This window comes from Streptomyces sp. NPDC001002 (assembly GCF_053599215.1).
Map to the genome: position 1 here is coordinate 33,422 of NZ_JBSFLV010000043.1, position 21,340 is coordinate 54,761.

Sequence of the window (21,340 nt, forward strand, 5' to 3'; positions counted from 1 at the left end):
TCCCGGGAGGAGCACCATGAGCGCCACGACGCCGACCGGGAGCCCCGCGCGAACCACCTCTGCCTGGGCGCCACTTGCCCAACCGGTCTTCCGGGCCCTGTGGATCGCGCAGTTCGTGTCGAACATCGGCACGTGGATGCAGACGGTGGGCGCGCAGTGGCTGCTGGTCGGGCACGGGGCGACCCTGGTCACGCTGGTGCAGACGGCGTCCAGTCTGCCCATCGTGCTGCTGGCGCTGCCCTCGGGTGTGCTCGCCGACCGGTTCGACCGGCGTGGGCTGCTGCTGGTGGCGCAGTTCGCGATGTTCGCCGTGTCGGTCGTGCTGACGGTGCTGGCCTTCGCCGACGCGCTGTCGCCCGCGCCCCTGCTCGCCCTGACCTTCCTGCTCGGCTGCGGGACCGCGTTGATGGGGCCGTCGTGGCAGGCCATCCAACCGGAGTTGGTGGACCGGGAGCAGCTCGGGCAGGCGTCCGCGCTGGGCGCGGTGAACATGAACCTCGCCCGTGCCGTGGGCCCGGCGCTCGGCGGTGTGGTGGTCGCCGCGGCCGGTGCGGGCTGGGTGTTCGGCTTCAACGCGGTGTCGTTCCTCGGCATCGCCGCCGTACTGCTGGTGTGGCGGCGGCCGAAGACGAGCGTCCCCACCGCCGAGCGGGAACGGCTTCTGACCGCGCTGTACGCGGGCCGGCGCTATGTGTGGAACGCGCCCGGCGTCCGGCGCGTGCTGCTGCGGACGGCCCTGTTCATCCCCGGTGCCGCCGCCCTGTGGTCGCTGCTGCCGCTCATCGCGGCCGACTCTCTGGGCATGGGGTCCGGCGGGTACGGAATGCTGCTCGGCGCGGTCGGGGTCGGTGCGGTGGCGGGAGCGTTCGCGCTGCCGTGGCTTCGTCAACGCCTCGGTATCAACGGCGTGTTGGCCGCCGGTGCCGTCATGTTCGCCCTCGTCCTGGCGGTCCTCGCCACCGTTCATGTCACCTGGCTCGCGGTCCTGGTACTGCTGCCCGCGGGGCTCGCCTGGATCGGCGTCCTGTCCACGCTCAACGCGGCGATCCAGACGCGGCTGCCCGGCTGGGTACGGGCGCGCGGACTCGCCGTCTATCTGCTGGTCTTCCAGGGCGGTCAGGCGCTCGCCGCTCCGCTGTGGGGTGCGCTCGTGCAGTGGGTGGGGCTGACCGCGGCCCTGCTCACCGGCACCGTGGTGATGCTGCTGAGCGCGCTCACCCTGCTGCGCTGGAAGCTGTACGGCATGGAGGGCATCGACCCCACGCTCTCCGACCACTGGCCCACCCCGCCCCTTGTCTTCGTGCCCGGTCCCTTGGACGGCCCGGTGCTGGTCTCCGTCGTCTACCGGGTCGCGCCGGACGACTGCGCCGCGTTTCTCGACGCGATGGACGACGTCGCCCGCTCCAGGCGCCGGACCGGCGCCCTCACCTGGGGCCTGTTCCAGGACGGCAACGAACCCGGCCGCTTCATCGAGAACTACCTCGTCGGTTCCTGGGGCGAGCACCTGGCCCAGCACCACAGCCGCCTGACCGAGACCGACCGCCGCTTCGAGGACCGCGCCCGCGCCCTGCTCCTGCCCGGCACGACCCCTGAAGTGACCCATGCCTTCGACGCGTCCGTCGGACCGACCGTGCCCAAGCCGGCGGCCGCGTCCTCCTGACCTGGCGGTGCCGGTGCGGTGGGGGGGCTGTCACTCGGGTGAGGCTGGTGGGCAGACCGCGCTCGGGTCGAGCCGGTGTCAGACCCGCCCCCTAGAGTTCCCTGGCATGACCTCGAACAACGATGCCGTCGCCGCCCAACTCGACGAACTGCGCAGCCTGTTGGACACCGCCTCACCCGCACGGGCCCGCAAGGCCGTCCGCGAACTGGTGGTGATCCCCGACGACGGCGCGGCCTTGGAACTGGCCGAGCGTTTCGGCAGGATCGCGGAATTCTCGTCGGAGTTGCTGCTGCGGCTCTGGCCCCAGGCCGCCGACCCCGACGGCTTCTGCGCGGCGCTGCTGGCGCCGGCCCTCACCCGTGAGGGTCGCGACGAACTGCGGCTGCGGCGCATCTCCTCGCTGGCGGGCTTACGTCACCTGACCATGCTCCGCAAGCTGCACATCGACAAGTGCAAGGAGATCACCGACCTCACCGAGGTGGGCGCGCTCACCGGCCTGACCGACCTCGACCTGAACGGCTGCGCCGGAGTCGAGGACATCACGCCGCTCGGCGGTCTGACCGAGCTGACCCGGCTCAACCTGCACCGGTGCAGGGCCGTCGCGGACACCACCGCCCTGCTCACCCTGGGGCGGCTGCACGAGCTGGACCTGAGCATGACCAAGGTGCACTCCACCGCCGGTTTCGGCGCGGCCTTCCCCCTGCTGGAGCGTCTGACGCTGCGCGGCTGCCGGGCCTTCAAGGACGCGGGACACCTGGCCGGACTGGCCCGGCTCACCAGCCTCGACCTCGGCTGGACCGGCATCCGCGATCTGCGGGGCCTGCGCGGGGTGCCCGCGCTCACCGAGCTGGACCTGCGCAGCTGCGGACAGCTGCGCAACCTGACCGGCATCGACTCCGTGCCGAACCTGACCGAGCTGACCCTCGCCGACTGCCCGCGGCTAGAGACCGTCGACGGGCTCGGCGCACACCCCCGGCTGACGAGACTCCTGGTCACCGGCAGCCCTGCCCTGCGCGATCTGCGTGGGGTGTCGGCGTTGACGAACCTGACCCGGCTGATCGTGGCCGACAGCGAGAAGCTCACGTCACTGGCGGGAGTCGGACCCCTGCGAACCCTGGAGTTCGTCTACGTCTCCGCCTGCCCGGCCCTGGCGAACTACTCCGAACTCGCGCGCCTTCCGTCCCTGGGGCGCCTCAACGTCCGTGGTACCCCGCTGCTCCGTGACCTCTCGCCCTTCGCGGCGCTGTCCGGCCTGCGGGAGCTCACCCTCATGGAGTGCGACGGCCTGATCGACCTCACCGGCCTCGGCGTCCACCCCCGGCTGACCCAGCTGACGGTCCGGTCCTGCGCCAACCTGCGCACCATCGGACACCTCGACGGACTGCCGGATCTGCGCGAGCTGGAGATCTCGGGCTGCGACTCCCTCGCCGACCTCGACCACCTCGGCGACCTGCCCTCCCTCACCGAGCTGACGGTGCTGGACTGTTCCGCGCTCACCGACGTCAGCAGCCTGGCCGGAGCCGCCCACCTCCACAAGCTGGCCCTCTACCGCGTGGCCGCCCTGACGTCGCTGCGCCCGCTGGAGGCATGCCCCGCGCTGAACGAGCTCCGCATAGTCAGCTGCCCACTGGTCGACGACATCCCCGTCGGCTCACTCGGCACGCTCTCCGTGCAGGGCGTGGACTGGACGGACCTGTCCCGCCTGGCCGGCCACAAGCCGCTGCGCGTCCTGGACATCCCGTCCATGCCGGAACTGGTGGACATCAGCGCCCTGTCCGGCCTCACCGAGCTCACCGAGATCCGCTTCGGCCTCAGCCACCAGCTCAAGGACGCCCGCCCCCTGCTCGACCTGCCGTCCCTCCAGCGCGTCACCATGACCTCCCGCATGCGCATGGACGAGTACTACGGCAATCCCGACCCGGTCATGGTCGAACTGGAGGCACGCGGAGTGACCGTCGCCCGCAGCTAGGTGCGCTCACGGCTCGTCCGGCGACGGCTTCCGCCCCGGCGCTCGCACACCAGGCACCAACTAGGTACCATCGCCGTATGCCCTCACTGAACGTGTCCTTCACCGACGAGGAACTCGAAGGCGTGCGCGCGGCCGCGGCGGCCGAAGGCAAGAGCCTCAAGCAGTACCTCCACGACCTCGGCGTCCGCGAGATGCAGCGCAGGCAGTTCGTCGCGGGCGCGGGGGCATGGGCCGACCGGCTGCGCGAGGAGTTCGACGACGCCTTCCCGGACGAGGTGCCGCCCGCCGAGCGCGCCGACGGAGCCGCTGCCGCCTGATGCACCTGAACATCGACGTCTCCTGGCTCCTCGACGTCCAGGAGTCCGCCCTCGGTCACGAGGACATGTCCGTCACCGACTACTCCGCCCTGGTGGCGGCCATCGCCAGGCACCGGACCAAGCTCCCCACCCTCGAAGCCGCCGACCCGGACGCGGCCTGGCGCGCCGCCGCCCTCATGCACACGATCGTCCGCCTGGAGCCGCTCCCGCACCGCAACAGCCTGTACGCCGCGTTCGTCGCGGCCCAGTACATGGCCCAGTCCGGCGAAGGCATCGACCCGCCCTACGGCGCGCTGTCCGAACTCGTACGGAAGATCCGCGACACCCGGGTGCGCGTTCCCGCGGTCGCCGACCAACTGCGTTCCTGGAAGGTCTGACGGCATATTCCCCCGGCTCTTTCCCCTCTCCGTTCCGGTCACCGGAACGGGCCGTGACAGCCGGGTTCGCGCGGAGCAGCCTGGTGGGCCAACAGGGCGCGCAGCGGGCGAACGCAGGTCCACCGCCGGACGGGCGCCGGTACTCATCGGGGGATGCAGCCGTATGGACCGTATGGATGGTGGGGACGTCGCGGTGAACAGAGGGGCGCCAGGGGGACAGGGGATCCGGGTGGTGGTGATCTCCCCGGTCCGGATCTATCTCCAGGGACTGGCTCAACTGCTGGACGGCGAGGACGGATTACAGCTCGTGGGGACGGCGGCCGACGTGGTCGCCGCGCAGTCGCTGCTGGCCGGGGCGGACGTCGACGTCGTCCTGCTCGACACGACGGGGGACATGGCCGGCGAGGCGGGCCTCGACGCGCTGTACCGGCTGGGCGAGAACACCACGGTGCCGTGCGTGGTGCTCGGCATCTCCGACCGGGCCGCGGACGTGGTGGCGTACGCGGAGGCCGGCATCGCCGGATACGTCACCAACGAGAACTCCTTCACGGATCTGGTCGACACGCTCCGGTCCGCGACCCGGGGCGAGTTCAGCTGCCAGGCCGGAGTCGCCGCCGGGCTCGTCGGGAGGTTGGCCGCGCTGGCCAGGGTCCACCGGGGCGTGCGGGCGCCCAAGCTCACCTCCCGCGAACTGCAGATCGTCGCGCTGATCGAGTCCGGGCACGCCAACAAGGAGATCGCACGGCTGCTCCACATCCAGCTGACCACCGTGAAGAACCACGTGCACAACGTCCTGGAGAAGCTGGGCGTGGGCAGCCGGAGCGAGGTCGCCGCCGCGGTGCGCGGGTTCCGAATGACCTTGCCCGCACCGGCCGTTGCGACAACGGGCATGGGTGCGGGGACCGGATCCCGCACCGGTCCCTATCCGGATCCCGTGGATTCATTCGCGCGCGAAAGGGTGCCCGCACAATCGCCCTGATGCCCCCTCTGGGTGGAGGTGCCAGGTGCTCGAGCGTTCCGCGAAAGGCGCACAGGGACAGGACCGGTCTCCGCCGGGCGGCGCTTCGACCGCGGCCTCGCGGACGCGGGCGGCCTCCCCGCCGGGGCACATCCTGCGGAGTCTCGGAAACAGGGCTCTCGCGGAAGGCGTGAACCCGCCCGGGGCCGTCGAGGTACCGGCCCACCAGGTCGCCGCCGCCTTCCACCGGCACGGTCCGGCGGCGGCCGCGGCCACCGTCCGCGGGGCCCGCGCCGCCGGCAGCCCGCTGCCCGCCGAGATCGCGTGCCGGGCGAGCGCGCACTTCGGTCTGTCCCTCGGTCAGGTACGGCTGCACGACGACGCCTTCGCGCATGAGGCGGCGGCGGGAGTGCGGGCCAACGCGTTCACGGTGGGCGACCATGTCTTCTTCGGCGCGGGCAAGTTGGAGACCGGGACGTCCGCCGGTCGGTTCCGGATCCTGCACGAGATCGCCCACACCTTGCAGCAACGCCGGCCGGGCGGGGCCGCCGCGGACATCGAGGCCCTGGAACGGGACGCGGACCGAGTCACGGTGGCCGGAGCGGCTGCGGTGCCGGGCATGCTCGGTACGGGCCAGGTGCTGCTGCGCGAGCCGACGTATCCCCGGCGGGCCACCTCGACCCAGATGCTGCGGGAGGCCGACCGGGTCCTCGGGCAGGCCAGGAACGAGGAAGCCGCCGACCCGACGCTGCGGATGTGGTCGCGCGTCACGTCGAACTTCGAACCGGACGTGACCTGCGGTGTGCTCGCCCGCCGGGTGTGGACCTCCGTCTTCCTGCGGCACTTCACCGAGCCCGAGCAGCGGCCGGGCGTGGAGAGCGCCCACCCGCGCTACCTCTACTCCCGCGACTACGGCTGGATCGACGGACAGCACTTCTTCGCCTTCATCGACTTCGCCGAGGGCCAGGTCAAGGACGCGGGCAGCCGGCAGGGCGGCCTCGACCGGGCGACCGTGCAGGGCTCGCAGATCGAACGCAGTCAGCAGGGCGTGAAGGACAAGGTCCTCCTCGGTGAGCCGCCGGCCACCGGCGTGACCCGGCTGATGCAGGTGCGCGGCCCGAACACCGGGCTGTTCGTCCTGCCACGCGCCGCGGCCGGAACCGCCACCCAACTCGGCGCCAACCTCCTGGCGTGGCAGACCCTCACCGGCGCCCAGTCCGAACTCTTCGACCAGCTCGACCCCGTACAGCGCTCGAAGTTCTGGACCGACAGCGCCAAGTCCGCCTGGAGCTACGAGGACATCGTGTCCAACCAGCTCGGCACCCGGTTCTTCCTGGAGCACGGCGCGGCGATCAACTCCCTGCCCGCCGCCGCCCGGTCGGCCGAGTTCACGGCACGGCTGGCCGCCTTCTTCCAGGCCATCAAGGTCGTCGACGACCAGGCCGTCCTGGACGGCGTCGCGCGCAACCTGCCCGGCCAGGAGCGCTACCGGCCGCCGACCACGGACGAGGCGAAGGCACGGCAGCTGCACCCCGAACTGTTCACCCTGCCCCGGTGATTCGGCGAAGGACCGGACACCGGCGAGGGACCCGGACACGGGCCAGGGATCCGGATACCGGCGAAGGATCCGGATCCCGGGCCGGTCCCTTTGTGGACCCGGGGGATTCATGCCAACGGCCGCGCACTTCAGCAGAGTTGTCCTTACCGGAAGCGGTGCACACCGATGGACCCGATTCGAGTTCTCGTCGCGGACATGGTCGCTCTTGACCGCGACATCGTGGCGCGCATCGCCGCACAACCGCAGGACATTACGATCGTGGGCAGCGCCCGCGGAGCGGCCGAGGCCGCCGCCGCGCTCGACGCCCGCGGGGCCGACGTCCTGGTGACGTCCGCGTCCGGCACCGGATCGCTGGGCGCCTGCCTGGCGTTGATGTGGGCCCACCCGCGCCTGGCCGTCGTGGTCGTGGACCCGGCGGACCCATCAGGTCTCGTCCGGGTCTGCCGGCTCGCCGAACAGGTGCGCGGGGCGGACGCTCCGTGGCCGGAGTACCTGCTGGACGCGATCCGCTCGGCGGCGGACGCGGTGCGAGAGGACTGAGGGGCGCTGTTCGACGGCGGCCCCGGGAGGAGGAGCACATGACCGTACGGATCAGGAGCCTGCTCACGTCGGGCCCGATCATGGTCTCGCTGAACAGCGGACGCACCGTCCGGCTGTCGCCCGGGCGGTGGTCGGCCGAGCTGCGCGACGCCGAGGTGGCGGACAACGCCAAGGTGGACCGGCTGAGCCGGCGCGGCGACATCGAGGTGGAGCAGAGCGGCGAGGAGCCCCAGGGCTCCTCCGCCGCCAAGGAGACCTCCGCCGCGGGAGAGAGTTCCGCAGCCCAGGAGGCCTCCGCCGCCCACGAGGACGCCGGCGCGGGCAAGGGCTCGCGCACCCGGAAACGTACCGACTCCACCGGATGACCGTGCGCAGCCCAGGCTTCGATTCGTAGAGGAGACGATCATGCCGACCCTGAGTTATCCGGGTGTCTACGTCCAGGAGGTGTCCGGCGGAGTGAGGCCGCTGGACACGGCCAGTACGTCCACCGCCGCGTTCGTCGGACTGAGCGAGATGGGTCCGGACACCGGCGCGGGACTGGTCACCAACTGGACCGACTTCCAGCGCGTCTACGGCTCGTTCATCACCGACAGCCATCTCGCCCACGGCGTGTTCCAGTACTTCGGCAACGGCGGCCGCCAGTGCTACATCGTGCGCGTCACCCGCCCCGACGCCACGGTGGCCGATGTCACCGTGCACAACCGCGCGACCCCGCCGGCGGCGGGACTCACCTTCTCGGCGAAGAACAAGGGCGAGTGGGGCAACACACTGCTCCTCCAGATCGAGGACGGCACACTCGACCCCGGCAACCTGTTCAAGCTCACGGTCCGTCGGCAGACCGATCCCGCCGCTCTGCCGGACAGCCCGCAGGACCTGCCGGCCCTTGAGGTCTTCGACAACCTCAGCATCGACCCCGCCTCGCCCGCCTACGTCGTGAATGTCGTCGGACAGACCTCCGGACTGATCGACGTCGAGGTGCCGGCGGACAACGACGGCACCCAACAGGGCCTCCACCGGGGCGGGTTGGGCCCGACCCTGCCGCTGGACACCGACATCTCCTTCCAGATCTCCCTCGACGGCGACGGCTTCCAGCCGGTCACCCTGGCCACGACGGCCGGCTCGGCCACCGCGCTCGCCGAGGTGGCCACCGCCATCGAGAGCGCGGTCCACGGCCTGCACAAGAGGAAGGCGTCCACCGACCCCGTGGCCTTCACCGGCTTCACCTGCACCACGGAGACGGTGGGATCGAAGTCCCGGCTCGTGCTGAAGTCCGGTACGAACGCGGCCACTTCGTCCGTACGGATCCAGCCCGCGGCGGCGCACGACGCCACCGCGCTGCTCCGGATCGGGGCCGCCGCGGGCGGACGCTCCGAGGACGGCATCGCGCTACGACGCCCGGCCGCCGTCCAGTTGCTGCAGATCGGCGACTCGGGCATCGCCGCGCCCGTCACGGCGGCCACCCGCGGCTCCGACGGCGACGCGGACATCACCGAGACCTCCTTCAGCGACGCGTTCTCCCGGCTGGACCACGTCACCGACTTCAGCCTGCTGGCCGTACCGGGGGAGAGCAGCCCCGCGATGGCCGACCTCGGGATGGCCTACTGCGCCAACCGGCCGCTCCAGGACGTCTTCTACATCGCGGAGACCGGTCGGGACGACGACACCGTCGCCGACGCGACGACCTTCCGCAACAAGCTGACCACGTCCAACTCCTACGGGGCGCTGTACTTCCCGTGGGTCAAGTCCCTCGACCCGGCGGGCGGTTCGGCGGATCCGATCCTGCTGCCCCCTTCCGGCGCTGTCGCCGGGCTCTACGCCCGTATCGACGCCTCGCGCGGTGTGTGGAAGGCACCGGCCGGCACCGAGGCCGGGCTGAACGGGGTCGTCGGTCTCGGCGCCGAGCTGAGCGACGTCGACCACGGCAACCTCAACCCCCGTGGCGTGGACGTCATCCGGCGCTTCCCGGGAGTCGGCGTGGTGGCGTTCGGCGCCCGCACGATCTCCGCGGACCCGCAGTGGCGGTACGTCCCGGTGCGCCGGACCGCGATCATGCTGCGGGTCAGCATCTACAACGGCATCCAGTGGGCCGTGTTCGAACCCAACGACGAGCCCTTGTGGTCCCAACTGCGGCTGTCCATCGGCTCCTTCATGACGACCCTGTTCCGGCAGGGCGCGTTCCAGGGCGCCACCCCCTCGCAGGCCTTCTTCGTCAAGTGCGACGCGGAGACGACCACGCAGGCCGACATCGACGCCGGGGTGGTCAACGTCCTCGTGGGCTTCGCACCCCTGAAGCCGGCCGAGTTCGTCGTCGTGAAGATCAGCCAGCAGGCGGGCCTGGCGTCCGGGTAACGGCGGACGAACTACAAAAGGAGCAGGGCCGATGCCCAAGTTCACTGTCAACAGCACCCGGTTCGACCCCTACCTGGGATTCAGGTTCAAGATCAAGATCGACGGCCAGTACGTGGCCGGACTCAACAAGTGCAGCCCGCTGAAGCGGACCACGGAGGTCACCTCCTGGTACGAGGGCGGCGACGCCAGCGGACCCCACCAGATACCGGGGAAGACCCAGCACGCCCAGATCACCCTGGAGGCCGGTGTCACCCACGACACCACCTTCGAGGACTGGGCGAACAAGGTGAACAACTTCCAGGGCGACGCGGCGATGTCCCTGGCCACCTTCCGCAAGGACATTGCCATCGAGGTCTACAACCTCGGCGGCCAGAAGGTCCTCGCCTACAACGTCTACCGCTGCTGGGTCTCCGAGTACCAGGCGCTGCCCGAGCTCGACGCGGGCGGCAACGCGGTGATGATCAGCTCGATCAAGCTGGAGAACGAGGGCTGGGCCCGGGACATCTCGGTGACCGAGCTCAAGGAGACCTGAGAGGTTCCCCATGGGCGTGCTTCCGGGCGGCTACTGGGACTCCGCCGGACGACTGCACCGAGAGTTCGAACTCGCGACCCTCACCGGCCGCGAGGAGGAGCTGCTGGCCGGCGCCCGCGCACCGCACACCGCGGCGTTCGTCACCGAGGTGCTCAGCCGGTGTGTGGCCCGGCTGGGCGACATCAGTCCGGTACCGCCGGAGGTGACCCGCCAACTGCTGGTTGCCGACCGCCAGTTCCTGCTGCTGCACCTGCGCAGGGCCACCTTCGGCGACCGGGTCGGGGCGAGCCTGATCTGCCCTTGGCCGGAGTGCGGTCAACGGGTCTCGATCGAGTTCTCCGTCGACAGCGTGCCGGTCGAGGAGGCCCGGGACCGGGCGCCGACCCACACGATGACCACCTCCGACGGCACGGAGGTCACCTTCCGCCTGCCCACGGGCGCCGACCAGGAGGAACTCTCGGCCCACCTGGCGGTCAACGAGGCCGAGACGCTCACCGGACTGCTGGCCCGCTGCGTCCTGCGGATGGGCCCGCAGGACGAGCCACCGGACCGTGAGTCGGTGGCGGCGCTCCCGGCGGCCACCAGGGCCGAGATCGAGGAAGCCATGCGGGAACGGGCCCCCTCGGTCGAGCAGACCCTGGAGGCCGAGTGCGCCGAGTGCGGCCGGACCTTCCTCGCGCCCTTCGACGTCCACCGCTTCTTCTTCGGCGAACTGCGCACCGACGCGACCGCGCTGTACCAGGAAGTCCACTACCTGGCCTATCACTACCACTGGAGCGAGACCGAGATCATGGCCATGACCCGCGACAGACGGCACACGTACATCGACGTGCTCGCCGACGCGATCGAGGTGCTCAACAGTGGCTCGTGACGGTTACGCGTACGCGGTACTGGCCGACGGCGCCCGCCCCTACCGCCACCGCGCCGGCGTCCGCGCGCTGCTGGGCGCGGCCGAGGAGACGGGCGTACGGGTCAGCTTCACGGCGGCGGTGCGGGGGCGCTCCTTCCGCTACGTCCGTGAATACCAGGGCGATACGGCGGTGCCGTCGGGGTGGGACGACGTGTTGGCCGAGGTGAGTGGGGGAGAGGGGCGGCTGCCGGGCCGTCGGATGCGTCAACTGGCGTCAGAGCCTGGTGCCTTCGATGAACGCGTGCTTGAAGGGCGGGCGTCCGAGGTGCGGGTGCTTCCCGGACGGGCGCTTGAGGGGCGGAGGCCTGAGGCGCGGGTGCTGGAAGGGCCGGTGACTGAGTCGCGGGCGCATGAGTCGCGGGCGCATGAGGGGCGAGTGCATGAGGGGCGAGTGCATGAGGGGCAGGCGTCCGAGGCGACGGTCCTGGACGAGCAGGCCTCTGAAGCGCGGGTGCTTGAGGGGCGTGCGGCTGAAGCGCGTGCGTCGCATGTCGCGTCCCATGGTGTGCGCCCTCGCGGGCCGGTCTCCCGTGTCTCCGATGCGGCGGCGGTCGAGGTCCCTGATGGCGCTGGGTCAAGAGCCGCTGCCGATGGCTACGCGCGCGCGGTGCTGGTCGACGGGGCTCAGCCCTACCTCCATCGTGCCGGTGCGCGCGCTCTGCTCGGGGTGGCCGAGGACACGGGTGTCCGGACGAGCTTCACGTCGGCTGGACAGGCGCGGGCTCTCCGCTACGTCCGTGAACACGAGGACAGTTCGACGGCGCCCTCGGGCTGGGACGACGTCCTGGCGCAGACGGAAGCCGTCAGGACGACCGAAGCCGTGCCCCGCGAGCCGGAACCGACCGCGACAGTAACGGCCGGTTCAACAACGGCCGATTCAGTAACGGCCGGGACGCCGGTCATCGTCGACATGGTCGTCCCCGGCGGTCGGACGAGGGCGGCGACTTCTCATCGGGCGCAAGAGCCGACCGGGAGCCGCCCGGCGATGGCGCCGGCTCCCGCAACTCGGTCGGCGACTCAAATCCCCGTATCAGAAGGGAAGTTGGCCAAGGGCACCCCGGGGAGCGAACCGACGAATGCTGTGCGGAACGCCTCGGCACGCCCTCTTCACAACGAGCCACCGACCGTTTCCCAGCCCACGCCCGAGCACATGCCGGTGCTCATACCCGAGCTCGCGCTTGAGCCCAACCCCACACCCGCACCCGTGCCCAAGCTCGCACCCACGCTCACGTCTGCCCCCACACCCAGTCCCGACCTCAGGCCCAGTCCGACGCCCCACCACGCTCCCCACACCACCCCCCGCTCGACCACCCGCCCCGCCCCCGCAGCGTCCGCCCACTCCCCTTCCGTCGCCCTGCCCACCCCCCGACCGATCGCGCACCCAGAATCGATCAACACCCCACCCGAACCGGACCCCGCCGACCCGTTCGCCCCCTCACCCGCCACACCCACCTCCCCCCGCCGACACATCACCCCGCCCTACCGCAGGACCTCGCCCCCACCGACCGCTGCCCCCACACCCCCGCAGCAGTCGGCCGAACCCACCCCCACCTCCACCACCCCCCAGAACCCGACCCCCGCCCGAACTCCCGCCCTGCCGCAGGTCGTTGTGGTCCGGGCTCCCGCCGAGTCGCCCGGCGAGGCCGCCTTCTGGGAGCGGCGGCATCTTGGGCGGCTCCTGAACGGGGTCGTGCGATGAGTGCCTCCACCGCGCTCGGGATGGTCAGCGCGTCGCTGCGGAACCTCCTGGTCGGCGAGATGCGGCTCAGCCCCGCGCCCGACGTCACGATCCTCGCGCCGGACGAGCAGAGCAGCACACGCCGGATCAACCTGTTCCTCTACAAGCTGGCCGAGAACCCGTTCCTGAAGAACCAGGACTTCACCGTCCAGCCGGGCAGCCCCAACCAACTCGTGCCGGCGCCCCTGTCGTTGACCATGTCCTACCTGCTGACCCCGTACGCGCCCAACGATCCGCAGGAGGGCAACGCGGCGGCCCACCAGCTGCTCGGCGAGGCCATGCGGGTGTTCTACGAGAACGCCGTCGTCCCGTCGGTCTACCTGGACCCGGGTCTCGCCGACGCCCGCGAGCGGCTGCAGATCGCCGGCAACGCCCTCGACCCGGAGGAGCTCAGCCGGATCTGGAGCACCTTCTCGCAGCCGTTCCGCCTGTCCGTGCTGTACCAGGTGTCCACCGTGCAACTCGACCGACTCCCCGCCGCCCGGCGGCCGTTGGCCAACCGGGTGCGTCAAGTGGGCGTCGACGTCGGGGCGCCGCTCGATCCGCCCGCCGTCACCACCATGACCCCGGCAGCGGGCCCCGCCGGCACCACGCTCACCTTCACCGGCGTCCATCTCGCCCGCTGGCGTGGCCGCGTGCGGATCGGCGACCGAGTGGTGCTGCAGGGACAGCAGTTGACCGGTGACACCTTCACCGCCGTAGTGCCCGACGATCTGCTGCCCGGTTTCTACGAGGTGCGGGTGGACGTCGCCAGCCTGTACCGGCGCACCTTCCTCTACGAGGTGACCCCATGACGGCCTACCAGGACACCTTCGAGCACCTCACGGACGAACTGCGCCGTCTCGACCTGCTGATCGCGCTGCGGCTGGAGACGGCCGCGCTGCAGAACGAGGCGTTCCCGCACTCCCAGGTGGACCGGACCGTGTACATCACCCGGCAGGAGGTCGACCGGCTGCTCGCCGACGACTCCGACACCGGCATCAGCTCCGGCACGGCGGCAGACCTGGTCGCCCTCAAGGTGCTCACCGCCGAGATCGAGGACCGGGTCCGGGACAGCGCAGCAGAGGGTGCGGAGCCGCCGTTGGCCGCTCTCGGCCGGCTCTTCGGACTCTCGCCGACGGAGCTGGGCGCCGTACTCATCTGTCTCGCGCCCGAACTCCGCCGCAAGTACGACCGGTTGTACGCCTACCTCCAGGACGACATCACCCGCCGCAGGCCCAGTGTCGACCTGGTCCTGGAACTGCTGTGCACGAGCGAGCGGGAGCGCTGGATCGCGAGCAGCGTCTTTCTGGCCGACGCGCCCCTGATGCGGTACGGGATTCTGCGCACGGTCGACGACCCGCTGAGTCCCTCGGGCTCCTCCGGGCTGGCCCGGTTCCTGGTGCTGGATCCGCGGATCCGTCAGTACCTGCTGGGTTCCGGCGAGCCCGATGCCCGGCTCGTCGGTCACCTCGGCGTGTACGAACCCTCCGATCCGATCGCGCACGAGGCCGACCCGGAACTCGCCGACCGACTGCTGCGGTTGGCCGTACATCATCTGGCCCCCGTGCGGCCGCCCCTGGTCTGTCATCTGCACGGCCCGGACAGCGACGGCCAGTTCGACCTGGTCCGGCTCACCTGCCGGCGTCTGGACTTTCCGCTGGTCGGCATCGATGCCAGGGCACTGGTCGGCCACGACGGCCCCGAACTCCTGCGACTGGCCTTCCGCGAGGGCCTGTTGTGGGGTGCGGCCGTGCATCTCGCCCACGTCGAGATCCTGTTGGCCGAGGAGAACAGGGCCTTGCTCTCGGCGTTCGCCGACACTGTCGCCGACTACGGGCTGCCCGTCTTCCTCACCGGTACCTCGCCGTGGGCGGCGGAGGCGACGGAGCTGCCTGTGCACTCCATGGACGTACCGCTGCCGGACCTGCCCCGCAGCACCGCGCTCTGGCAGGACATCCTCGGCACCCGCACCGAGCAAGGTGCCGACTGGGCGGGCGAGTTGGCCGGGCGGTACCGGCTGCCGGTCGCGCGGATCCGTGCCGCTGTGCGGCTGGCCGACAACCGGCGGCTGATGGAGCCCGTGCCGCGGGAGTTGACCCTGGCCGACCTGACCGCGGCCTGCCGCAGCGAGTCCCAGCACTCACTCGGCGCAGCGGCCACCAAGGTGCGGACCCGCTGCGGTTGGGACGACTTGGTGCTGCCGGCCGACCGTGTCACGCAGCTCCGGGAGATCTGCGATCAGTTCCGCTACCGCCAACTGGTGTTGCACGAGTGGGGGTTCGGCGCCCGGCTCGGCTACGGCACCGGGCTCAGCGTGCTCTTCAGCGGGCCGCCCGGCACCGGCAAGACGATGGCCGCCGAGGTGCTCGCGCACGAACTCGACGTCGACCTCTACAAGATCGACCTGTCCGGGGTGGTCAGCAAGTACATCGGCGAGACGGAGAAGAACCTCGCGCGGATCTTCGCCGAGGCGAGCTCCGGCAACGCGATCCTCTTCTTCGACGAGGCCGACGCGCTGTTCGGCAAGCGCACCGAGGTGTCGGACGCGCACGACCGGTACGCCAACATCGAGACGAGCTATCTGCTCCAGCGGATCGAGGAGTACGAGGGCGTCGTCGTCCTCGCCACCAACCTGCGGCAGAACATCGACGACGCCTTCACCCGGCGGATCCGCTTCGTCGTGGAGTTCCCCTTTCCCGAGGCGGACGACCGGCGACGGATCTGGCAGACGCTGTTCCCGCCCGGGGCGCCGCTGGCGGCGGACGTCGATCCGGCCCGGCTCGCCCGGGAGTTCGCGGTGACCGGCGCGAACATCAAGAACATCGTGCTGCAGGCGGCATTCCTGGCCGCGGCCGAGGGGACCGCCATCGGGCGGCCGCACATCCTGCGGGGGACCCGCAGGGAGTTCGAGAAGATCGGCAAGCTCTGGGCCGAGGTGGGGGAGTCATGACCGACGGTTTTCCGAACAAGCCCAGGATCCTGCGGGGCGCCTTCGTGGAGTTCGGGCTGAGCGTGCCGCCACTGGTGGTGGTGTTCCAGTTCAATCCCGTACAGCTGACCCGCAATCACGCGCTGACGTTCTCGTTCCCCGGAGTGCCCGGCCCGGCTCCGGCAGGTGAGGCGCCGGCCGCCGCGCCCCAACGCACCCTGCGGCAGTGCCGTGGGGAGTTCTCCGATCTGCTGGAACTGCAGCGGCAGCAACTGGTGAACGTGCAGGACCAGACGATCGCGTTCGATCTGCGGCTGGACGCCACCGACAAGCTGGACGACCGCGACACCGTGGCCGAGCAGTTCGGCATCGCCCCGCAGATCTCCACGCTCGAACAGATGGTGTACCCGAAGGACGAGAGCCTGCTCGGCCGGGCCGGCGACGCGCTGCTCGGGAAGTCCGCGGGCTTCAGCTTCACCAGGAGCCCCAACCCGCCGATGATCCTGTTCATCTTCGGCCGCAAGCGGGTGCTCCCGGTGAACATCAACGCGATGAACATCACCGAGACGGAGTTCAGCGCCGATCTCAACCCGGTGCGGGCCACGGTGTCGGTGAACCTGACCGTCATCGAGGGCAACAGCGTGCCCTATCTGTACTCCAAGGCCATGGTCGAGGCGATGTCGGCGCTCAACGTCGCCAACAGCACCGCCGCCGCCAACGTCGTGGTCCCGGGGTGACGCGGCATGTTCGACAAGCTCTCCCGCTATCTGGACGTGCCGGACATCGCGGTGACCGACGCCCGCGGCAGGGTCGTGGCGGCCAAGGACGTCCGGCCGTTGCCCGAGGTGACCGGCACCTTCGCCCACACCGTCGACAGCGGCGACCGGCTGGACCAACTGGCCTTCGCCTACTACCGCCAGCCGCTGCAGTACTGGCACATCTGCGACGCCAACCCGGCGTTCCTCTCACCCCTCGACCTGCTGGACGGCGGCCCCCTGGCGACCCACCGCTTCCCCCTCTCCGTACGCCAGGGCACACCGCCCTGGGCCGCCCTGATCCGCGAGTTGTCCCGGACGGTGGGCGTGGACGAGGTGACCGTGGTCGACGACGTGACGGCCGTATCGCAGCCGGGCGGCGGGGTGGTGGAGCAGGTCGACCGGGCGGTCCTGGTGACCCACGCGCGGGCGAGTGTCGACGCCCAGGCCCTGTCCGAGGTGATCAGGTCGACCGGATTCCGGGTCGGCCTCCCGGTGGAGCGAGGGCGGCTCGGGCGGCCGGTCGTCGTTCCTCCGCAGGTGAGTTGAGGGGGCGGGCCATGCAGAACGACCACCTGCTCATCGAGATCGACGGCGCCGAGGCCTCCGACCTCAAGTGCGACCTGATCGGCCTCGACATCGAACTCGACGAGGAACTGGCCGGCATGTTCCGGATGACCCTGGCGCTGCGGCTGCGGGCCGACGGCTCCTGGACCCACCTGGACGACGGGCGCTTCGCCCTGTGGCGGAAGGTCGCCGTGACCGCGGGGCTCAAGGACGACGCCCGCAAGCTGCTGACCGCCTACATCACGCACGTACGACCGGAGTTCGGACCCGGCATGGAGCAGTGCCGGCTGGAGGTGTGGGGGATGGACGGCAGCGTGCTGATGGACCGGACGGACGTGCTCAAGGCCTGGCCGAACATGAAGGACAGCGACATCGCCGCCCTGGTCTTCCAGAAGGCCGAACTCACCCCGCGGGTGGCCGACACCACGATCGTGCACAACGAGGAGATCTCCACGATCGTCCAGCGCGAGACCGACATCCGGTTCCTCAAGCGGCTGGCCCTGCGCAACGGATACGAGTGCTTCGTGGAGGGCGGCACCGGCTACTTCCGCCCGCCCGACCTCGGCCCTTCCGCGCAGGCTCCGCTCAACGTCCACGCCGGTGCCCGGACGAACGTCAACAGGTTCAGCCTGGAGGTCAACGCGCTCGCCCCGGCGGACGTGACCATGAACGGGCTCGACCACGCCACCGGCGGCCCGCTGGAAGCCGTATCGCGCCCGGGGCACGAACCGGCACTCGGCGCCCGCCGCCCGGCGGACGCGCTGCCTCCACGAGTGAAACCCGGCCAGGTGCGCGTCGCCCGGACCGTGGCCACCGGCGCCCATGAGATGGAGTCGATCTGCCAGGCCCTGCACGACCGGGGCGAGTGGTTCGTCAGCGGTGAGGGCGAGGTCGCCGCCAACCAGTACGGCGCCGTGCTCCTGCCGCGCCGGACCGTCGTCATCAACGGCGTCGGAGCCACCCACAGCGGCACCTACTACGTCACCCATGTCACCCACCGCTTCCGGGAGAACAGCTACAACCAGCACTTCCGGGTCAAGCGCAACGCCCTGACGGCGACAGGCGCCGGCCTCGGCATCCCGGCAGGTGTGCGATGACACTGGAACTCGAACGGGTCGTCGCCGACCTCGCGGACCAGGTCGAGCGCCGCTTCTACGGCAAGTACCGGGGCATCGTCCGCGACAACGAGGACCCCTCCCGGCTCGGCCGGCTCAAGGTCAGCGTGCCCAGCGTGCTGGGCCCGGACGTCGTCACCGGCTGGGCCACCCCGTGCGCACCCTTCGGCGGCGCGCCCGGCCAGGGATTCCTCTTCGTGCCGGAGCGGGACGCCGGAGTGTGGGTGGAGTTCGAGGAGGGCGACCCGGAGTTCCCGATCTGGGTCGGCACCTACTGGACGGCACCGGACGCGGCCAGCCAGCTGCCCAAGCCGCAGAACGACGACGGCACCGAGCAGTCGGAGGTTCAGAAACCGCCCACGCGGAAGATCATCAAGACCCGCAAGGGCCACACCCTCCAGTTCGAGGACCGCGACGGAGCGGAGTCCGTGCTCCTCCGGGAGGGCGCCAAGGGCCACCTGATCACCCTGACCCAGGACGGCATCCGGATCACCGACGCCACCGGCAACGCGATCGAGATGACGGACAGCGCGATGACACTGCACGCCGCCGTGCCGTTCACCATCGACGCTCCGGGCCAGCCCGTGCAGATCGTCTGCGACAGCATCGACTTCAAGAAGGGCTGAGCCATGGGACAACTCCTCGTCGTCAAGGGCGATCCGGTCAAGGGCACGGACAAGCACAAGGTCGAAGGCCTCGGGCCCGTCCCCGGCCCCCCGCCCTCCACCGCCAAGTACGTCGGCATCGGCGACTTCGCCTACCGCGGATCGGTCACGGAAGCGCTCAGCACATTCGTCACGATCGCCGGCACACCGGTCGCGCTGGTGACCAGCCGCAGCGGACTCGACCCCGGCGAGGACGCGCCGGGCGGCGGCCACGTCGGCTCGTCGGGCAGCGGCTTCGTGCCCGGCCCGGGCACCATCGCCCTCGTTCCGACGGTGGACGAGACCCTGCAGATCACCGACAAGCCCCTGGGCACCGGCGTGCCCAACAGCGCGGCGGGCAACGCCCTGCTCACGGTCGGCGGGGTCCGGGTGCTGCTGGACGGCGACGCGATCGACACGTGCAGCGGCCTCGGCGAGCCCGCCGACTCGACGGTCACCGCGCGCGGCCAGGACTTCGTGACGTGTTCCGGGTGAGGGAGGAAGCACATGGCGACGGGATTCGGATTCCCGCTCGGCGTCGACGCCTCGGGGGCGATCCGGCCCGACGGGGAGGACGCCGAACTGCGCGGCAAGGTCGTCCAGGTGCTGTTCACGGCACCGGGGGAGCGGGTGAACCAACCCGACTTCGGCTGCGGGCTGTTCAACCTCGTCTTCGATCCCACGAACACGATCATGGCCGCCGCCGTCGAGTTCTCCGTCAGCTCGGCGCTCACCCGCTGGCTGGGGGACCTCCTGGTGGTCGGCGGAGTGGACGTCCGCTCCGACGACGAGGCACTGACCGTGGAAGTGGCCTACGTACGACGCAAGGACCTGGCTCCCCAGGCACTCCGCGTCCACTTCAGGTAAAGGCGACGTGATGGTGGAAATAGCGCAGGTGAACGGCCAGCCGGTCATCGACTACATGGCCCGCGACTACGAGAGCCTGCTCCAGGCCATGCGCGACCAGATCCCGCACAAGCTCTCGCAGTGGACGGACTTCACCAACGAGGCCGACTTCGGGAACGTGCTGCTCCAACTGTTCGCGCACATCGGCGACATCCTCAGCTACTACCAGGACCGGGTGGCCAACGAGAGCTTCCTGGGCACCGCCCAGACCCGTCGCAGCGTCATCGACCACCTGCGGCTGATCGGTTACGAACTGGGCACCGCGGCGCCCGCCGCCACCTCCCTGACGGTGTCCGTGCCGGGCTCGGTCGGCGAGGTGGTCACGATCGCCAAGGGCGACGCGTTCGCCACCAGGAGCCAGAAGGACCGGCCCAGCACGCGGTTCGAGTATGCCGGCGACTCGCCCCTGACCATCGACTTCGGCGCCCTGACGGCCGACGCGACCACCGGCCGCAAGACCTTCACCGGACTGCCCGTACAGGAGGGCCGGTTGATCGAGGACGAGGTGCTCGGCACCTCCGACGGGACCCCGAACCAGCGGTTCCCGCTGGCCCACCCGGGCGCCCTTCTCGACCGGCTGTCAGCACCCCAACTCACCGGCCAGGACGTCGTGTTGCTGACCACCCTGTCCGGAACCGTGGACGCGTGGACCCGGCGCGAGACCCTCGCCTTCAGCCAGTCGGGTCAGGACGACTACGTCATCGAGGTCGACGAGAACGACCGGGCCACCGTGGTCTTCGGCGACGGCACCTTCGGGGCCAAGCCCCGCCAGGGCGCACAGATCACCGCGACCTACCGCGTCGGCGGCGGCTCGGCCGGCAACGTGCCCGCCGGAGCGATCACCACGATCGCCGACGCGCCCCAACTAGCCCTGCTGGGCGCCCAGATCACCAACCCGCTGCCCGCCACCGGCGGCGCCGAACGCGAGGACATCACCCACGCCGTACGCCAGGCGCCGGCGGTCTTCCGCTCCCTGCGACGCGCGGTGACGGCACCCGACTTCGAGGCACTGGCCCTCAGCCACAAGGGAGTCGGCAAGGTGCGCGCCGCCGCCACGGGGTGGAACGAGGTGACCCTCTACGTCGCACCCGAGGGCGGCGGCAAGGTCAGTGACGTCCTGGCGGCGAGCCTCACCGCCTACTTCGAGGACAAACGGATGCTCAGCCAGATCGTCGAGATCGCCGACGTGGACTACGTCCCGATCTTCGTCACGGCCGAGATCTCGGTGGAGAGCTTCTACGTGCCCGCCGACGTGGTGGCCGCGGTGCAGCGGGCGGCGGCCGGCCTGCTGGCCTTCGACCGGGTCGACTTCAACCAGAGCGTGTACCTGAGCCGCTTCTACGACGTCAGCCAGAGCGTGCCGGGCGTGGTCTTCGTCAACATCACCGAGTTCCGCCGCGGCGACCGGCCGATCCCCGCCGTCGAACCGCACGGCACGATCACCCTCGGACCCAACGAGGTGCCGGTCGTGCCGACCGAGACCGACTACGCGTCCGGCCTAAAGATCGTCCTCATCGGCCAGGCGGGGAGCTGA

At 70.6% G+C, this 21,340-nt stretch carries 20 protein-coding genes; all 20 read left to right on the forward strand.

The features are described from left to right. Window positions 1-16: 16 nt before the first annotated feature. On the forward strand, window positions 17-1,660 hold the full coding sequence (locus ACWDR3_RS20910) for an MFS transporter (protein WP_450354000.1): 1,644 nt from the start codon (window positions 17-19) through the stop codon (window positions 1,658-1,660). 106 nt (window positions 1,661-1,766) lie between these two features. Then, window positions 1,767-3,629, forward strand: coding sequence for a leucine-rich repeat domain-containing protein (locus tag ACWDR3_RS20915; protein WP_450354001.1), 1,863 nt, complete (start codon window positions 1,767-1,769; stop codon window positions 3,627-3,629). 77 nt (window positions 3,630-3,706) lie between these two features. Then, on the forward strand, window positions 3,707-3,946 hold the full coding sequence (locus ACWDR3_RS20920) for a hypothetical protein (RefSeq protein WP_185146375.1): 240 nt from the start codon (window positions 3,707-3,709) through the stop codon (window positions 3,944-3,946). Continuing rightward, the gene (locus ACWDR3_RS20925) at window positions 3,946-4,323 is read left to right on the forward strand and encodes a toxin Doc (RefSeq protein ID WP_124003089.1); all 378 of its coding nucleotides are present in this window, start codon (window positions 3,946-3,948) and stop codon (window positions 4,321-4,323) included. Before ACWDR3_RS20920 ends, ACWDR3_RS20925 begins: the two co-directional genes overlap by 1 nt. 229 nt (window positions 4,324-4,552) lie before the next feature. Further along, entirely contained in the window at window positions 4,553-5,302 is a 750-nt protein-coding gene (locus ACWDR3_RS20930; protein WP_450354002.1) for a LuxR C-terminal-related transcriptional regulator, read from the forward strand. A gap of 169 nt (window positions 5,303-5,471) precedes the next feature. Continuing rightward, complete coding sequence (locus ACWDR3_RS20935) at window positions 5,472-6,839, forward strand: eCIS core domain-containing protein (protein WP_450354003.1); 1,368 nt, start codon at window positions 5,472-5,474, stop codon at window positions 6,837-6,839. 165 nt (window positions 6,840-7,004) lie between these two features. Continuing rightward, window positions 7,005-7,379 carry a hypothetical protein gene (locus ACWDR3_RS20940; RefSeq protein WP_450354004.1) on the forward strand — a complete coding sequence of 125 codons (375 nt, stop codon included), beginning with the start codon at window positions 7,005-7,007 and terminating at the stop codon, window positions 7,377-7,379. Window positions 7,380-7,417: 38 nt separating this feature from the next. Continuing rightward, window positions 7,418-7,744, forward strand: a complete 327-nt coding sequence (locus ACWDR3_RS20945; protein WP_450354005.1) for a hypothetical protein — start codon at window positions 7,418-7,420, stop codon at window positions 7,742-7,744. A gap of 40 nt (window positions 7,745-7,784) precedes the next feature. Continuing rightward, window positions 7,785-9,728, forward strand: a complete 1,944-nt coding sequence (locus tag ACWDR3_RS20950) for a phage tail sheath family protein (protein WP_450354006.1) — start codon at window positions 7,785-7,787, stop codon at window positions 9,726-9,728. A 31-nt stretch (window positions 9,729-9,759) separates the two neighbouring features. After that, on the forward strand, window positions 9,760-10,260 hold the full coding sequence (locus ACWDR3_RS20955) for a phage tail protein (RefSeq protein WP_450354007.1): 501 nt from the start codon (window positions 9,760-9,762) through the stop codon (window positions 10,258-10,260). Window positions 10,261-10,270: 10 nt separating this feature from the next. After that, window positions 10,271-11,131 (forward strand): T4 family baseplate hub assembly chaperone, encoded by an 861-nt coding sequence (locus ACWDR3_RS20960; protein ID WP_450354008.1) that lies wholly within the window; start codon window positions 10,271-10,273, stop codon window positions 11,129-11,131. Between the two features lie 1,734 nt (window positions 11,132-12,865). Beyond that, complete coding sequence (locus ACWDR3_RS20965; RefSeq protein WP_450354009.1) at window positions 12,866-13,702, forward strand: Pvc16 family protein; 837 nt, start codon at window positions 12,866-12,868, stop codon at window positions 13,700-13,702. Then, window positions 13,699-15,840, forward strand: a complete 2,142-nt coding sequence (locus tag ACWDR3_RS20970; RefSeq protein ID WP_450354010.1) for an ATP-binding protein — start codon at window positions 13,699-13,701, stop codon at window positions 15,838-15,840. The genes ACWDR3_RS20965 and ACWDR3_RS20970 overlap by 4 nt, the downstream gene beginning before the upstream one ends. Continuing rightward, on the forward strand, window positions 15,837-16,556 hold the full coding sequence (locus ACWDR3_RS20975; protein ID WP_450354011.1) for a hypothetical protein: 720 nt from the start codon (window positions 15,837-15,839) through the stop codon (window positions 16,554-16,556). The genes ACWDR3_RS20970 and ACWDR3_RS20975 overlap by 4 nt, the downstream gene beginning before the upstream one ends. Before the next feature lie 6 nt (window positions 16,557-16,562). Then, window positions 16,563-17,123: a hypothetical protein gene (locus tag ACWDR3_RS20980; protein ID WP_450354012.1), complete on the forward strand. Its 561-nt coding sequence runs from the start codon at window positions 16,563-16,565 to the stop codon at window positions 17,121-17,123. A gap of 11 nt (window positions 17,124-17,134) precedes the next feature. Beyond that, window positions 17,135-18,238: a phage late control D family protein gene (locus ACWDR3_RS20985; RefSeq protein WP_450354013.1), complete on the forward strand. Its 1,104-nt coding sequence runs from the start codon at window positions 17,135-17,137 to the stop codon at window positions 18,236-18,238. Then, window positions 18,235-18,882, forward strand: a complete 648-nt coding sequence (locus ACWDR3_RS20990) for a phage baseplate assembly protein V (protein WP_450354014.1) — start codon at window positions 18,235-18,237, stop codon at window positions 18,880-18,882. Before ACWDR3_RS20985 ends, ACWDR3_RS20990 begins: the two co-directional genes overlap by 4 nt. A 3-nt stretch (window positions 18,883-18,885) precedes the next feature. Continuing rightward, the gene (locus tag ACWDR3_RS20995; protein WP_450354015.1) at window positions 18,886-19,395 is read left to right on the forward strand and encodes a hypothetical protein; all 510 of its coding nucleotides are present in this window, start codon (window positions 18,886-18,888) and stop codon (window positions 19,393-19,395) included. A gap of 12 nt (window positions 19,396-19,407) precedes the next feature. Beyond that, entirely contained in the window at window positions 19,408-19,767 is a 360-nt protein-coding gene (locus ACWDR3_RS21000; protein ID WP_450354016.1) for a GPW/gp25 family protein, read from the forward strand. Window positions 19,768-19,777: 10 nt separating this feature from the next. Next, window positions 19,778-21,340 carry a baseplate J/gp47 family protein gene (locus ACWDR3_RS21005; protein WP_450354017.1) on the forward strand — a complete coding sequence of 521 codons (1,563 nt, stop codon included), beginning with the start codon at window positions 19,778-19,780 and terminating at the stop codon, window positions 21,338-21,340.

Bases quoted from the DNA above. Each gene is read 5' to 3' on its own strand.
- ACWDR3_RS20970 (WP_450354010.1), top strand. From the start codon at position 13,699: ATGACGGCCTACCAGGACACCTTCGAGCACCTCACGGACGAACTGCGC.
- ACWDR3_RS20920 (WP_185146375.1), top strand. From the start codon at position 3,707: ATGCCCTCACTGAACGTGTCCTTCACCGACGAGGAACTCGAAGGCGTG.
- ACWDR3_RS20955 (WP_450354007.1), top strand. From the start codon at position 9,760: ATGCCCAAGTTCACTGTCAACAGCACCCGGTTCGACCCCTACCTGGGA.
- ACWDR3_RS20965 (WP_450354009.1), top strand. From the start codon at position 12,866: ATGAGTGCCTCCACCGCGCTCGGGATGGTCAGCGCGTCGCTGCGGAAC.
- ACWDR3_RS20950 (WP_450354006.1), top strand. From the start codon at position 7,785: ATGCCGACCCTGAGTTATCCGGGTGTCTACGTCCAGGAGGTGTCCGGC.
- ACWDR3_RS20990 (WP_450354014.1), top strand. From the start codon at position 18,235: ATGACACTGGAACTCGAACGGGTCGTCGCCGACCTCGCGGACCAGGTC.
- ACWDR3_RS20985 (WP_450354013.1), top strand. From the start codon at position 17,135: ATGCAGAACGACCACCTGCTCATCGAGATCGACGGCGCCGAGGCCTCC.
- ACWDR3_RS20960 (WP_450354008.1), top strand. From the start codon at position 10,271: ATGGGCGTGCTTCCGGGCGGCTACTGGGACTCCGCCGGACGACTGCAC.
- ACWDR3_RS20910 (WP_450354000.1), top strand. From the start codon at position 17: ATGAGCGCCACGACGCCGACCGGGAGCCCCGCGCGAACCACCTCTGCC.
- ACWDR3_RS20945 (WP_450354005.1), top strand. From the start codon at position 7,418: ATGACCGTACGGATCAGGAGCCTGCTCACGTCGGGCCCGATCATGGTC.
- ACWDR3_RS21005 (WP_450354017.1), top strand. From the start codon at position 19,778: ATGGTGGAAATAGCGCAGGTGAACGGCCAGCCGGTCATCGACTACATG.
- ACWDR3_RS20925 (WP_124003089.1), top strand. From the start codon at position 3,946: ATGCACCTGAACATCGACGTCTCCTGGCTCCTCGACGTCCAGGAGTCC.
- ACWDR3_RS21000 (WP_450354016.1), top strand. From the start codon at position 19,408: ATGGCGACGGGATTCGGATTCCCGCTCGGCGTCGACGCCTCGGGGGCG.
- ACWDR3_RS20915 (WP_450354001.1), top strand. From the start codon at position 1,767: ATGACCTCGAACAACGATGCCGTCGCCGCCCAACTCGACGAACTGCGC.
- ACWDR3_RS20940 (WP_450354004.1), top strand. From the start codon at position 7,005: ATGGACCCGATTCGAGTTCTCGTCGCGGACATGGTCGCTCTTGACCGC.
- ACWDR3_RS20980 (WP_450354012.1), top strand. From the start codon at position 16,563: ATGTTCGACAAGCTCTCCCGCTATCTGGACGTGCCGGACATCGCGGTG.
- ACWDR3_RS20975 (WP_450354011.1), top strand. From the start codon at position 15,837: ATGACCGACGGTTTTCCGAACAAGCCCAGGATCCTGCGGGGCGCCTTC.
- ACWDR3_RS20995 (WP_450354015.1), top strand. From the start codon at position 18,886: ATGGGACAACTCCTCGTCGTCAAGGGCGATCCGGTCAAGGGCACGGAC.